Source organism: Hyphomicrobiales bacterium (genome assembly GCA_039989895.1).
Taxonomy (GTDB): domain Bacteria; phylum Pseudomonadota; class Alphaproteobacteria; order Rhizobiales; family JACESI01; genus JACESI01.
Genome location: JBDXGY010000006.1, coordinates 1 through 14197 on the forward strand (window position 1 = coordinate 1; position 14197 = coordinate 14197).

Sequence of the window (14197 nt, forward strand, 5' to 3'; positions counted from 1 at the left end):
GAGTTCGAATGTATGGCTATCACCTGCATCGACGTCTGATACGGAGAGACTTGCCACCACAGTGCCGGCTGCGACGTTCTCATCAACACTTGATCCATCGATAACAAGATCAGTTGGTGCTTCATTGACGTTTGTTACATCGAACGTGATATCTTCAACCAAAACACCGCCATTGCCATCATTCACTAATATAGTGAGAGTGAAAGGTGATGTCGTTTCAAAATCAAAGTCCGCGCCTTCGCTGACAACGATTTGATTTCCGATAATCTCAAACTCATCGCTATCGCCAACAATGCTAAAAGAAAAACTGTCGCCATCTACATCGGAAGCAGTAAGCGTTGCCACAACCGTGCCTGCTACAGAATTTTCTGCGAAAGTATTGTCAGAAACTTCAAGATCAGTAGGTTGATTATTGATTGGAGCTTGCGGCCCATCATCAACAGTAGGTGTATCTGAAGTAGGCTCAGTAGTTGGATCTATATCGGAGGCAACGGTTTCTGAACTTTCCAAACCTTGTCCATTGGCTCTGGCTGCGTTTGATGGTGTATCGTTTTGTGGAACTGTAGAGCGGAATGCGGCTGTGGAGTCGACAACATCTACACCATCTGTTTGAATACCTTGATTTGATGCATTGCTATCGATTGGTTCTTGAGGCAGTCCTTGTGTTCCATTGAGCTCATTAGCATCGGCACTGATTGTTGAAAAATCAATATTATCCAACGGAGTTTGCCCGCTCGATGTAGAATTATTAGCGACGGGTGAAGTTGTGTTCTCTGTATCCTCTACACCTGATGTTGTCTCAGATGTTGACTCTTCGCTTATCGCGCCATTTTTCTTTATCTGAACGCCTTCAGTCCCAAAAAGCACGCCAATGCCGTCAGAGTCATTTCGGGTAATCGCGGGGTCGGTTAATACAAAATCATTTGCACTTGATAATTGATCTTCGGTTTTAGTTCCTGCTGATGAACCATTGCTATTGCTAATTTTGTCAGCCATCTGATTTCAATCCAACCTTATGATAAAGTCTATTGCACCGCAGCCCAGAAAGAAATTGGGCTTTTTACTCCTGATAAAGATGCTTGGAGACAATCTGAAATCCGTTAACGACGAGCACTTTTAGGTGTTCATTGGGATTTTTTGATATTCATGCTTAACGATAAGTAAAGATGCACTGCCTTAACGGCGCGGTTTGATACACTGCTATTTCGCAACTTTAGATTGAATATGTGGTTGGTTGCATCGTGGTTAAGTAATTCAAAACACTTTTCATTCAAAATGTGAAAAATTATTAATCGGATATGATCTGGATGAGTGAAAACAATGGGTTACGCGCTTCTGCGTTAGGCCAAAAAAATAGCGAGCCAGTTACTAAAGTAGATAAGAAGCCTATTTCTACTGTTCGGCCTAAGTATAATGCTGCTTATGATAAGGAGCCGCATAAAAATTTTGTGCAAAAATTGTTTGGACCAATTATCGGTATTGGCTCATTAATACGCGAACTTTCACCTAAAGGTTTAGCGAAACGCGGCATCCCGTTTTCAGACACGTTGAAAATGCCGAAATCAGTGTTGGTTGCATCAATTATTATAAATTGTGCAGGCTTGGCTTTGCCGTTGGTTATTTTGCAAGTCTATGATCGGGTCATCCCTAATCAGGCTATTGATACTTTTGCTTTGATGATGTTCGGGCTTGCGTCAGTGGTGATTATTGAGGGATTGCTACGTGTGGCGCGCTCTTATGTCGTTTCATGGTCCGCGACGCGGTTTACAAAGGCGATTACTCAAGATCTCATAAGCCGGTTTCTATATGCTTCGAAGGGCTCGTTTGTTGGAATCTCCCAGGCTAAAACGATAGAAAAACTATCTAATATCAATAGGGTAGCAGAGTTTTATGGTGGCCAATCGCGATTAATGTTTATTGATTTGCCATTTGCTTTGCTTTTCTTGGCCCTTATGGGCCTGATTGGTGGATGGCTTGTGGTGGTTCCTTTTATGATTTTGTGTCTTTTTGGTGTCGTGACCATCACATCAAGTCTGCAGTACAAGAAAATACTGGAAGAAAAAGAAGAGCATGAAGCGCGGACTTATGATTTTGTGGCTGAGAGTCTCAAAGGCATAGTGACAATGAAATGCCAATCTGCGGAACCTTTTTTGGTCAGACGCTTTGAGCGGTTGCAGGCAAAAAATGCACAGCTGCATTATTCAATTATTGTGGCGGCCATGGCCAGTCAATCTATTGCAAGCTTGTTAGGAAATGGCACGATGATTGCCATGGTAACAACGGGTGCGTGGATGGCGGTGCATGGTAACATGAGCGTTGGAGTTCTAGCGTGTTGTTCCTTACTTTCTGGCCGTGCGGTCCAGCCGATTTTGCGTGTTGCAAGTACATGGAATGATTTCCAGCGTGCTCGCTTATCAGTTAATGAAGTTTCAAAACTATTTGCCCTCGAAGATATTCCGGTAAAGGCTGCAATTGATAATGATCCGCCGACACCAGAAGTGACCGCACAATCTGTATCTATAGATATGGGGCCGACTTCTATAAGTTTGAGTGATCTGAATTTTAAAATTGAATCAGGCGAGTCTATAATGATTATGGGACCTGATGGCTCAGGTAAAACCTCGGTTTTGAACATAATTGCAGGTCTCAACCGCCCGACATCAGGCACGATCACATTGGGTGATATGCCAGCATATGAATTTCGTCGTTCATATCGTGCAGCTGTTGGGACATCGGATGCGAATACCGAAGTGTTTGCAGGCTCAATTTTTGATAATCTGAGTTTGTTTGGTCAGGGCGCTAATGTTGAAGATGTGCGCTGGGCGACGGATATTATTGATATTGAACGAGAAATTGACAAGCTGCCAGAAGGGTATGACACGCCGCTGGGTAGGGGTATCTCCGAAACCTTGCCTGCTCCCTTTATCAGTCGCTTGTTGATGGCAAGAGTTTTAGCACAAAAACCGGTTCTATGGGCACTCGATGAGCCACAGGCAGAACTAGATGCGCGCGGGCAAGAAACTTTTATCAAGGCAATTGATAGCCTGCGCGGTTGGGTCACTGTTATTTTCACATCTAATAGTGAAAGTTTAGCACGTAACGTAGACCGTATTTTCTATGTAAATAACGGCAGGCTGACCATCTATAATTCATACGACGAAATGAAAGCGGATCTGATCAACAATAATTTTGTTAATGTTGATGTGGATTCAAATTCGGTTGTTTCTAAAAGCGCGGCAGCAGGTGGTTCAAGATAATGACCAACAAACAAACAAAAGATGAGAAAGCTCATCAAGCATCTCAAGATGCTTCAAATGGTGATAGTCCGCTTGCCGACTTAACTATGAGTGACTTCAAAAATATAGGCTTGCCCATTACTGAGAATAAAGGTGATGAAGGCACAGAGCAACCGCACCCTATAATGAGCAGTGTCGCTGATATTAAACAGGCTTTCTCGCCGTTGGTTCAAAATCAAGATAAGTCGACCTCGAATGCTTATGATCGTTGTTTGCGCTCCTTATTGGTTGAATTGAAATGGCCAGGGGAAGAACGTCATATTGTTCAAGCGATGCCACATTTCCAAGACATGGATAGTCTTATTCAGTTTCAAGGCGTTTTGAGTCACTTAGGCTTCCAAAGCTCTGTCACTGCTGTATCCAGCAGAAGTCTTGCATCCAGATTACCTTGCTTGGTCGTTACTGATGAGGAAACACCCTTTATTGCCCTGAGAATACTGACTAATGGTCGCCTGCTTATCTATGATGGCCCCAAGGGTGATTTGTCAGAAATTGATATGCCAAAGGGTAAGTCGCTTATCTGTGCTGTTGAGACGGAGAACAAAACAGATAGCCTTCATCGTAATCGTAAAATCAGTTGGTTTTATGATGGCTTGCGTAAGTTCAAATCCAAAATTTTAGTTATTTTTGCTCTAACGTTTGTAGCTAATCTTCTAGCCTTGGCGACACCAATATATACGATGAATGTATATAATCGAGTCATTGGATCTAAGTCATTAGATACACTAGGTTATTTAGCTTTAGCTATTATAGCGACCTTGTTCTTTGAGGTATATATTCGTCGAGTCAGAGGGCGCATGGTTGCCTATATAGGAGCGCGGTTTAACACGCAGCTTTTGACGCGTGGTTTTGAGCGCATCTTGAATTTACCAATCAAAATGACGGAGTCTGCCTCCGTTAGTCAGCAGATCGTGCGGTTGCGCCAATTTGAGAACGTGCAAGCTTTTTTCACGGGTCCCTTGGTCAGTGCTGGCCTTGATTTGCCTTTCACGGTCGTTTTCATTTTAGCCATTTCTATTATCCATCCCACATTGGCATTCATTCCAGTATGTCTTGCGATAATTTTTGCTATCATTGCTTTGTTCTCTATGCCCATGACAAAGCGGAATGTTTTGTTCACGGGGAAATCGCGTCAAGAGCATCAAAATTTACTCATTGAGACGGTCAATAAGCGCGAAACTGTGCGTCAGTTGAGAGCTGAGGATGTATGGATCAAACGTTGGCATGATATTGGGCAGCAATATAGTGCGCGCCGGTTTAATGCGCAGTTCTTTGATACAATCATGCATACATTGGCACAAAGCCTAGTGATGATCGCTGGTATTGCAACTCTATGGGTTGGTGCTCTTCTTGTTATGAAAGAAGAGTTATCTGTTGGTGCACTCATTGCTGTAATGATGTTTGTCTGGCGTATTTTGTCTCCTATTCAAACCGCTTTTTTGAGTTTGAATCGAATTGGACAATTTTCGGAAACGGCAAAACAAGCCGATCTGTTAATGTCTTTGGCGCCCGAACGTCAAGTAGGTGGGACACCAACGCTGCGCCGCCATTATGACGGTCGTATTACCTTTAATAATGTCAGTTTTCGCTATGGCTCAACGGGCGATCCGGTTTTTCGCGGTTTGACAGCGGATATTCCAGCCAAGCAAGTTGTTGCCATAACGGGCGATACAGCTTCTGGTAAAGGAACCTTTTTAAAATTGATTATGGGTCTTTATCAACCTTTGGGCGGGACTATGTATCTCGATGGCCTCAACCTTAAGCAATTGGATGTTGATGAAGTGCGTACATCCATTGGTTATGTTGGACCAAAGCCTGATTTTTTCTATGGCACAGTCGCTCAAAACATCCGGCTGGCCCATCCTGATGCAACAGATAGTGATGTAGAAGAAGCTATGTCTCGAGTTGGTATTTGCTTGCCGCATCCACAGTTGGAAGAAGGCATTAATACGCGCCTTACCTCGGAAAGACTATCCTCAATGCCAATGGCGCTTAAACAAAGTTTGTCTCTCGCCAGAGCCTTTGTCAAAAATGTACCAATTTATTTGTTAGACAGCCCCATGACCTTGTTGAATCCCTTTGAAAAGCAGGCACTTTTTGATCAATTAGAGGCTATTAGAGGGAATGCGACAGTCGTCATTTCTACGAATGACGATTCACTCATAGATAAGTGTGATCGCGTGCTCTATTTAAGGAATGGTGTCGTTGCATTTGATGACACACCAGAAGCGTTCTTTCGAGCAAAAGCAAAATCAAAAGCAAGTTGATGCGGTGCTCCGCATGCTTACGTAACAAGAAAATATGCATTAATTTTTTGTTTAGTATAAATAAATTTAGTACTCAGAATACGCACTTTTAGTGTTTTGGTTAAGTCCTTATCAAGTCAAGAATGGTATTTTGCTCACGGTATTAATGTGGGTGTTTGCGTTGAGATTTTTCAAAGATACAGTAAAAGACGATAATAATTTGGCTTTACCATTGGAAATCGATGGTGGCCATTGGGATGGTACTTTCCGCCGTTTTCTATGGGCTTTAAGTCTTTTCGTTGTGGCTATTGTGGTTATTTCGGTTTATGCACCCGTGCGTGAAGTGGCTTTGGCAGAAGGTGAGATTATACCAGTTGGATCTGTGGTTTCAGTCGAGCACCTTGAAGGTGGCATAGTCGATACAGTTTACGTCGGCACCGGTGGCCTTGTAAAAAAAGGTGATTTGCTAATAAAGCTTCGTCCTGAAAGTGGTTCTGGTGATTTCAATCAGATACGTGTGCGTCGCGATCTCATCTCAATGCGTCGCTTGCGGCTTGCTGCCCATCTGGGCAATAAGGAGCCTGATTTTAGCGCGTTCGCAAAAGAATATCCTCGTGATGTAAATGAACAGCGACTATTATTTGAAACAGAAAAGAAAACTCTTGCCTCAGCTGGCCGGATTTTACAGTCCCGGCTTGAGCAGCGCCGTGGTGATGTTTTAGCACGCGAAAAAGAACTTGATGTCGTAATGGCCCAACGTGAAATTTATGCAGAGCAACTCGAGGCTCAAAGAAAACTGATTGAAAAAGGGTTTTCATCTAGAAATAGACTACTGGCAGCTAAAGCCCGTGTTGAAGAGATCCGTGTTACATTGACACAGCTAAAAGGATCAATTGAAGCGGCTAAGGGCAGCATTGTTGAAATACAAAGTGAAATAGAACAGGCGAAAGATGCAAAACGCCAAGAATGGTCTGATTTGCTGGTATCAACGATTAGCGAATTGTCAGAGCTTGATGAGCGTTTGACCACAGCAAAAGACAGAGTGCAGCGCCTAACTATCCACGCATCAAAGTCTGGTATTATACAAAGTTTAACGGCGACATTACCTGGTCAGGTTATTCGCCCTGGAGATGTCGTGGCGGAAATAGTTCCTGTGCATTCCAGCATCGAGGCTGAAGTGCGAATATTGCCTAAAGACATCGGCTACGTGAAAGTTGGCCACCCGGCAGAAATAAGCTTGTCGACATTTGATCCAGAGGTATTTGGAAAAGTGAATGGTTCTGTGCGTAAAGTGTCGCCGACGACGTTTGAAACAGAACGTGGCGAGAAGTATTTCAAAGGCCTGGTGACTTTAGATCGCAGTTCGTTGAAAAAGAATGGGCGCGATTTCCCAATAACTGCCGGCATGGTGGTAACCGCAAGCGTTATAACTGGATCGAAGTCGGTGATGCAATATATTATGAAGCCCGTTGTAAGGTCTTATGGACGTGCATTCTCTGAAAGATGATACTGACTGAACAAAAGCGCGCACATCTTTATCCTGTAAGAATGATAATTTGTGGGATAAAGATATTGCCGTTAGATATATAATCTCAAAAATCGATATCGACCGCTTTAAATGGTGTGTGAATCAAACTGCCGCATCAAATGAATTATTTGGGAATCAGGTAAATCTCGATGTTTTGTGCGCAATTTTATGATTGCATGGAAAGTTTCCCGCGAGAGCTCTAGCTGATTACAAAATTTTAAAAGATGAGTGCCATTCACCTTGCCCAAGGCCGTTGTAATTATCTCTTCTTCTTGTTGAGTATAAGCGGCGATAACCTGACATAAAACATGATGATTGCCTAATTCACAAAGTGTCATGAGACTATCATTGAGTGATTTCTCACCACGACCAATCTGATCAATAATCGTTTTAGTCAGCGGTAGAAAAAGTTCTCTTTGGTTTCTCAACTTATGCGCTTGCAAGGCTTGTTCGCCAAATTTGATGCGAAGCTTCTCACCCTTCTCCATCAGTTTGCCATGTCCCATCAGGCCAAGATTTTCCATGAAATCGGCGGCTATTTTATAGGGCATGTCTGATCGATCGATAAGGCTCTTGGCAATTGAATCGTTATTTATGCCGATTTCGGTCAGCTTCTTAAAGCTGTTATGAGAAAAAGAGGCGCCTGTATTTTGTATGAGCACGGACAATATTTCATTGTCGGGCACATCCATCAGGCTATCGGTTGTGCGACTACTGAGAATTTTGCGGTTTACGATGCACTTTAGATATTCAGCATTGTTCTTGAGAATAATTTCAATCAGGTCGTCATCGCTAAGAATAAGCGAATTTTCTAAAACTGGAGCTGCAACTTCTATCCTTAGATGCGCCAATTTATGGATCAGACCATGTGGTGCTAATTTTAAGTGCGCAAAGATTTCTGCTGTCTGAATCTGTGTATCTAGATCAACGTTATCAATCAAGCTCTCGGAAATGTTGCCAAGTATCTGGATATGCTGGGCAGTAATATTAGAGTTATTTTGCTGCAAAAGACTGGAAACATATTTTAAAAGCATAGAACGTTTTTCTAGCGAACTATTATTTAATGTCTTTTGCAGTGCTTCCAATTGATTTGTGTTCATTATCTTTCAAGCCGTCGAAATTTATCAACAAATTCAATATAGGTTCAAATTATAAACAAACACCAAATAGCCTAATAATTAATAATGCATTCGTGAGCACCATTTTGATTTGAACTATATGTGTCATGTGAATTTGCCATATGAAAATAAATTCAATCATAGGTTGCATTATAAATTAATGCAATTATAACGTTTATTTATTATGAAACATGTATAAGTTGTATTCGTTGAGTCGCATTGAATATTTTTTGTTCTAATTAAGAGTTGAATTAAATTACTTTCTGTCAGTATTTGCAGGGGTGCCACCCTTCTGAAGTCTGACGGTAGAGGCCGGGTGTTTCTTTTATTAAAGGATCGGCAAATACCCAAACGCAGTCCTGCAGCCGGAATCCCGGCCTCATTTTTTAAAATTTACTCGAATAATATACGGTTCATTTTATCTTCTCCAGCAGTGAAATCTTTGTATTTGCTCGTTATTTGTAGCTAGCAATCTACTTTTGTGCGACGCACCATAATCCTGCCATGATTGCTTCATATGGACAGAATTGCGGGGGGCTGGATGTAAAGCAAAGTATAATATTAGCTATTGGAACTCTAAATGCCACATACCATTTCCGCGATGAAGTTACTTATTGCGCTATCTATTTTCATATCACCGACGCTTAGCCACTCTGAAGGTATTTTCGGCAATCAACCACTGCATGGAGCTGATACCAAGTCGATAAGCAAAACAAAGAATAGTCAGCAAAACAAGACTGATAAAGCCGCAAAGTCAGAAAAGAGCGAGCAAGCGAAGACTAAAAAGTCCCAGTCGCCCAAGACGAAGAAGGTTGCGACATCAAAAAAGGCTAAACCAAAATCGCGTAGGGTAGTTAAATCTACCAAGAAGAGTTCTAAAGGCACAATTAAGTCATATGTTGCCTACAGAACATCAGGCAATCATGTAAGTACGCGCTGTTTTCCGCCGCGATTGCGTGCTGTACTTCAAAAAGTACAACGCCGTTATGGGGTTAAGCCTATTGTCAATTCAGGTTATAGAAGCGCTTCAAAAAACCGTAGGGTTGGCGGTGCTAGAAAATCCTATCATGTGAAGTGTCTAGCAGCGGATATTAAAGTTCCAGGTGTCAGTAAATACGCACTCGCTCGGTACCTAAAAAATGTGTCTGGTGTTGGCGGTGTTGGTACCTATGCATGCAAAAGTTTTATCCATGTAGATATTGGGCCCAAACGCAGTTGGCACTGGCGTTGTCGCGGCAGGTCTGGGCGCCGCGCATAAGGAGCGGTCGTTGCAATATATATTTTTCAATTTTCGATTTGCCAACGAGGGGCAGAGTGGGTTAAAAGGTTTGCGAATTATCAAGCTACTTTAATATGTTATTAGCTTGGAATTGGTGAGGTTTACTATTGCGACATGTGCCTGATAAATTAGATTTAGTTGCAATGTGCTGTGCAGCTGTTTTGATATCTGGCTGCAATGGCTTGAATGATGAATTTGAAACTGCAGCGGTGGCTAGCACACCTCAGGCTACTCAAAATATCGTTTCACCTAATAAGGCTACGATTGAGGATTTTTCTGAAAGTTCTCGCAAAGCGTCAGAGCTGGGATTGCCATTTCCAAGACTTACGCCACTTGCATCAAGTCAACTCGCTGCTGCGGCTCCTGTAGAAAAAACTGATAAGACTTCTGTTGCAGATACGACCTCTGTTGCATCAGTTGCCGCACCTTCAAACACAGCGCCATTGACCGATGAAGAGTTATTTCTTACCGAAAAAGAATTGAAATTACTTGAGGAAGGCGAAAAATTTGCTTTGCGTGAAAGAAAGCGAAAGTCACGTCTACCTAAGTCAGCTTCATCGCACTCACCAGTTAACGACGGCTCTGTGGTCACGGCGCAAGCTGCGACATTTCCAACAATCGATGATATTTTAGCAAAAGCAAAAAGTGGCTTTGATCTTAAATCTTATAATTCGTTCCTCAAATCAAGAAGTAGTGTCGATACCTCTTGCTTCCCACCTGAGCTTAGAAGAATATTGAGTCTTGTACATAAAAGATATGGAACCAAACCTGAGATCAGTTCGGGCTTTAGATCAGTTGCGTATAATAGACGGATCGGCGGCGCAAGAGGTTCTTATCATACAAAATGCCAAGCAGCGGACATCAAAGTAGCTGGTGTCAGTAAATATGTTTTGGCAAAATACCTTCGCACAATACCCGATATAGGTGGTGTAGGGGTCTATGGTTGTAGAGGCATCGTGCATGTTGATGTTGGACCACGCCGCAATTGGCACCGTCCATGTCGCAAACGTAGGCGTGCCTAAGCTGTTGTCTTAGCGCAGTCCAAATAGAGCTGTGCGCGCCTAGTTTTCTTATAAATAAGCTTCCAGTGGTTTTTGCGTATAACCTTTGCGCTCATTTAAGTCTGTCACAAGCTTTTCCGCCGCCGCTGATATAACGGTGCCTGGGGGGAAAATGGCATCGGCTCCATTTTTATATAATTCAGGCATATCTTGTGGCGGTATAACCCCGCCAACGACAACCATGACGTCGGTTAGTCCTTGGTCCATGAGTGCTTTCTTTAAGGCAGGCACGTGGGTGAGGTGGCCCGCTGCCAGCGATGAAATGCCAACAATATCAACGTCGCTTTTCGCTGCCTGTTTGGCCACTTCTTCTGGCGTGGCAAAAAGGTCGCCCAGTTCCACCTCAAAGCCAATGTCCATAAAGGCGGACGCGATGACCTTTTGTCCGCGATCGTGCCCATCTTGCCCCATTTTCGCTACCAATATACGCGGCTTCCGGTCATTGTTATCCTTGAAAGTGTTGACCATGGTTGCAACGGCGTCGAGCTGTTCAGCTGAAAGGGCTGCTTTGCGATAAACGCCTGCGGCGGCCTTTGAAACGGCAGTATGGCGCGTGAAGACTTTCTCCATGGCGTTTGACATTTCGCCAACGGTGGCTTTGGCTCGTGCAGCTGCAATACAAAGGGCAAGTAAATTATCGTTCGATGCGGCGCCCTTGGAGAGGGCTTCAAGGGCGGCATCACATGCTGTTTGATCTCGTTCGCTGCGCAATTGTGATAATTTGGCAATTTGCTCTGCGCGCACTTCAGCGTTGTCCACTTTAAGTACATCAATCGGTTTGTCATCTTGGGTGAGATATTTATTCACGCCGACAATAGTTTGTGCGCCCGTATCGATACGCGCTTGTGTGCGTGCGGCTGCTGCTTCTATGCGTTGTTTGGGAATGCCGGCTTCAATCGCTTTTGCCATCCCGCCGAGAGCATCAATTTCCTCTATATGGGCTAGGGCCTTTTCGGCAAGGTCGTGGGTTAGTTTTTCGACATAATAAGAACCACCCCACGGATCGATCACGCGGGTTGTACCACTTTCTTGATTGAGAAAAATTTGCGTGTTGCGCGCAATGCGGGCTGAGAAATCAGTTGGAAGCGCCAGCGCTTCATCCAATGAGTTTGTATGCAGACTTTGCGTGCCGCCTTGTGTTGCCGCCATTGCTTCAATCGCTGTACGGGTAACATTATTAAACACATCTTGTGCGGTCAGTGACCAGCCTGATGTCTGGCAGTGTGTGCGAAGTGAGATCGATCGAGGATATTTGGGTTGAAAGCGTTCAGACACAAGCTTCGCCCATAAAAGCCGTGCTGCCCGCATCTTCGCAACTTCCATAAAGAAGTTCATGCCATTCGCCCAAAAGAATGAGAGCCGTGGCGCAAATTTATCAATATCTAGCCCAGCTTCAATGCCGGTTTTGATGTAATCCAGTCCGTCAGCCAGCGTATAAGCAAGCTCAAGGTCTGCGGTCGCACCTGCTTCTTGCATGTGATAGCCGGAGATCGAAATCGAATTGAATTTAGGCATATTTTCAGAGGTATAGGCAAAAATATCCGACACAATGCGCATCGAAGGGGCGGGCGGATAGATATAGGTGTTGCGCACCATGAACTCTTTTAAGATGTCATTTTGAATGGTGCCGGAGAGCTGACCCTGATCAATGCCTTGTTCTTCACCTGCCACGACGAAGAGCGCAAGGACAGGCAGCACGGCACCGTTCATGGTCATGGAAACCGACATTTTATCAAGCGGAATACCATCAAAGAGTTGACGTATATCAAGAATGGAATCAATCGCGACACCGGCCATGCCAACATCACCGGAAACGCGCGGGTGGTCGCTGTCATATCCGCGATGGGTGGCGAGGTCGAAAGCAACGGATAAACCTTTTTGACCGGCAGCCAGATTGCGCCGATAAAACGCGTTTGAATCTGCCGCTGTTGAAAAACCAGCATATTGACGGATCGTCCAAGGTTTTTGCACATACATAGTTGGGTAGGGGCCGCGCAAATAGGGCGCGATTCCTGGCTTGGTCTCAAGAAAATTGAGACCATTCAGATCTGTCTCGCCATAGGTAGGTTTTACTGGGATACCTTCTGGCGTTTGCCAGCTCTCGCCTTTTTGCGGGGATGAATCAGATTTTGCAAAATCGATTTCAGTAAAATCAGGGATCATGATGTCGCCCCCAAAAGTTCTTCATCTCGTATCGGAGGCAATTTATCGATTGTGTGAGCACCTTTGGTGATAATTAGATCATCGCGCCGAGGGACATCTAAAACACTAATATCATTGCGCCCATCATGACCATGAAGACTAATGCCAAGAATAGGCATCTCACCTGATTGAAGAGCTGCCTTGCGCGCAGCGTTTGCGGCGTTAATCCACCCATGGATTAAGCCGCCCATAAGGGCTTTATCAATGCCGCCCATTTTCTCAATTTCTTGAAATTTAGCCCAAGCGTCAAAGGCGAGAGTGTCGCTTAAGTTTTCAAAAGCACCACTGCCCGCAGCTGGATCGATCACGCGGTAAAGATTGGATTCTTCCATTAAAATCGATTGCACATTACGCGCCATGCGGCGTGCAAAAGCATTCGGTAGACCCAGCGGTCCAGTAAACGGCGAGACGGTTACACTGTCTGCACCGCCAATGCCAGCGGCAAAGGTGGAGGTCGTAATCCGCAACATATTGGTATTCGGATCACCCGCCGTCATCATGCGCCAGCTTGTTTCTGCGTGAAGGGCCGTGGGTGTTGGTGTTAAACCACTTGCTTCTTGTACTCGGTTCCACAAAAGGCGCATCGCGCGAAACTTGGCAATATTGATAAACTGATCGCAATCGACCGAAAGGGTAAAACCAATCGCATCGGCGGCGGCGCGTGCATTGCCGCCTACGGCTTCCAGTGTGCGTAAAAAAGCAAGCCCATTGGCAAGCACAATAGCAAGCTCTTGGGCTTCGGTTGCGCCCGCGTCATGAAATGGACGCCCATCAGCCTCAAAGAATGGGCCTTTGAAACCATCATCCAGCCGGTGTTGCCATTCATCGCGCATATGCTGTTGGATCACATCAAACGGCCAGCGCATGGTGCCGCATGCCGCCACGGCCCCAATCGCATCAAGTCCAAAGCGCACATTCAACCTTGAAGGCTCATAACCTGCCCGCTTTACGTAATCCGCAAAAAGCGTTTGGGTTTTTTTGCCTCGCGGGCCGGGCTCAAGTCGAAGGTGGATCGCATTGAGGTCAATGTCCTCAAGTGCAACATCGAATGTCTGTGCCTCGGCACTCAGTCCAAATCCACGGGCTGTGTGGCTGTCAGCAAATACCATGGCAAGGCCCGTCGCCCCATTCATCAAATCCTCACGGGCCTGAGTATTGGCGGCAAGAGGGTCGATATGATCCATTTTTTGAACCAATGTCCAAGGCGCTGCACCATTGGGGCGGGCGAGGGAGGCGCTTTGTGGACGGCGTTCATAAAGTGGTTCAATGGGCAGGGTATCTGCTGTCTTGCTGCGCAAAGCCGAGTCAAAATCTGCGCCTTTGAGCGCTTTTTCTGCGGCCACGCGCCATGTATCCATGGTCGGTTCTGGAAATTTGATGTCAGTCTCAATGGCCATAATCTAATGAGCCTCCTACGGCTAACCTGCTTATATCAGATGATAAGGGGGAAACCCAATAGACGAACGG

General features: G+C 44.7%; 9 protein-coding genes. 5 read left to right on the forward strand and 4 right to left on the reverse strand.

Annotation, left to right across the window (positions count from 1 at the left end; translation table 11 throughout):
- Positions 1-996, reverse strand: a 996-nt coding sequence (locus ABJ081_06610) for a cadherin repeat domain-containing protein (GenBank protein MEP6356335.1), incomplete at its 3' end; no start/stop codon positions are given.
- 311 nt (positions 997-1307) lie between these two features.
- Here ABJ081_06610 and ABJ081_06615 point away from each other — a divergent pair.
- From ABJ081_06615 to ABJ081_06625, 3 genes are all read left to right on the forward strand, one after another.
- Complete coding sequence (locus ABJ081_06615; protein MEP6356336.1) at positions 1308-3257, forward strand: ABC transporter transmembrane domain-containing protein; 1950 nt, start codon at positions 1308-1310, stop codon at positions 3255-3257.
- Complete coding sequence (locus ABJ081_06620; GenBank protein MEP6356337.1) at positions 3257-5563, forward strand: ABC transporter transmembrane domain-containing protein; 2307 nt, start codon at positions 3257-3259, stop codon at positions 5561-5563. The genes ABJ081_06615 and ABJ081_06620 overlap by 1 nt, the downstream gene beginning before the upstream one ends.
- Positions 5564-5723: 160 nt before the next feature.
- Positions 5724-7049 carry an HlyD family type I secretion periplasmic adaptor subunit gene (locus tag ABJ081_06625; GenBank protein ID MEP6356338.1) on the forward strand — a complete coding sequence of 442 codons (1326 nt, stop codon included), beginning with the start codon at positions 5724-5726 and terminating at the stop codon, positions 7047-7049.
- Positions 7050-7156: 107 nt separating this feature from the next.
- On the opposite strand, the gene ABJ081_06630 is transcribed toward ABJ081_06625, so the two are convergent.
- Positions 7157-8170 (reverse strand): DUF2336 domain-containing protein, encoded by a 1014-nt coding sequence (locus ABJ081_06630; protein ID MEP6356339.1) that lies wholly within the window; start codon positions 8168-8170, stop codon positions 7157-7159.
- Between the two features lie 598 nt (positions 8171-8768).
- Here ABJ081_06630 and ABJ081_06635 point away from each other — a divergent pair.
- Entirely contained in the window at positions 8769-9446 is a 678-nt protein-coding gene (locus tag ABJ081_06635) for a D-Ala-D-Ala carboxypeptidase family metallohydrolase (GenBank protein MEP6356340.1), read from the forward strand.
- A 137-nt stretch (positions 9447-9583) separates the two neighbouring features.
- Positions 9584-10489: a D-Ala-D-Ala carboxypeptidase family metallohydrolase gene (locus ABJ081_06640; protein MEP6356341.1), complete on the forward strand. Its 906-nt coding sequence runs from the start codon at positions 9584-9586 to the stop codon at positions 10487-10489.
- 48 nt (positions 10490-10537) lie between these two features.
- On the opposite strand, the gene scpA is transcribed toward ABJ081_06640, so the two are convergent.
- Both scpA and ABJ081_06650 read right to left on the reverse strand, forming a co-directional pair.
- Positions 10538-12691: a methylmalonyl-CoA mutase gene (gene scpA, locus ABJ081_06645; protein MEP6356342.1), complete on the reverse strand. Its 2154-nt coding sequence runs from the start codon at positions 12689-12691 to the stop codon at positions 10538-10540.
- A complete protein-coding gene (locus tag ABJ081_06650; protein ID MEP6356343.1) occupies positions 12688-14127 on the reverse strand; it encodes a methylmalonyl-CoA mutase family protein in 1440 nt (479 codons plus the stop codon). The genes scpA and ABJ081_06650 overlap by 4 nt, the downstream gene beginning before the upstream one ends.
- Positions 14128-14197 lie beyond the last annotated feature (70 nt).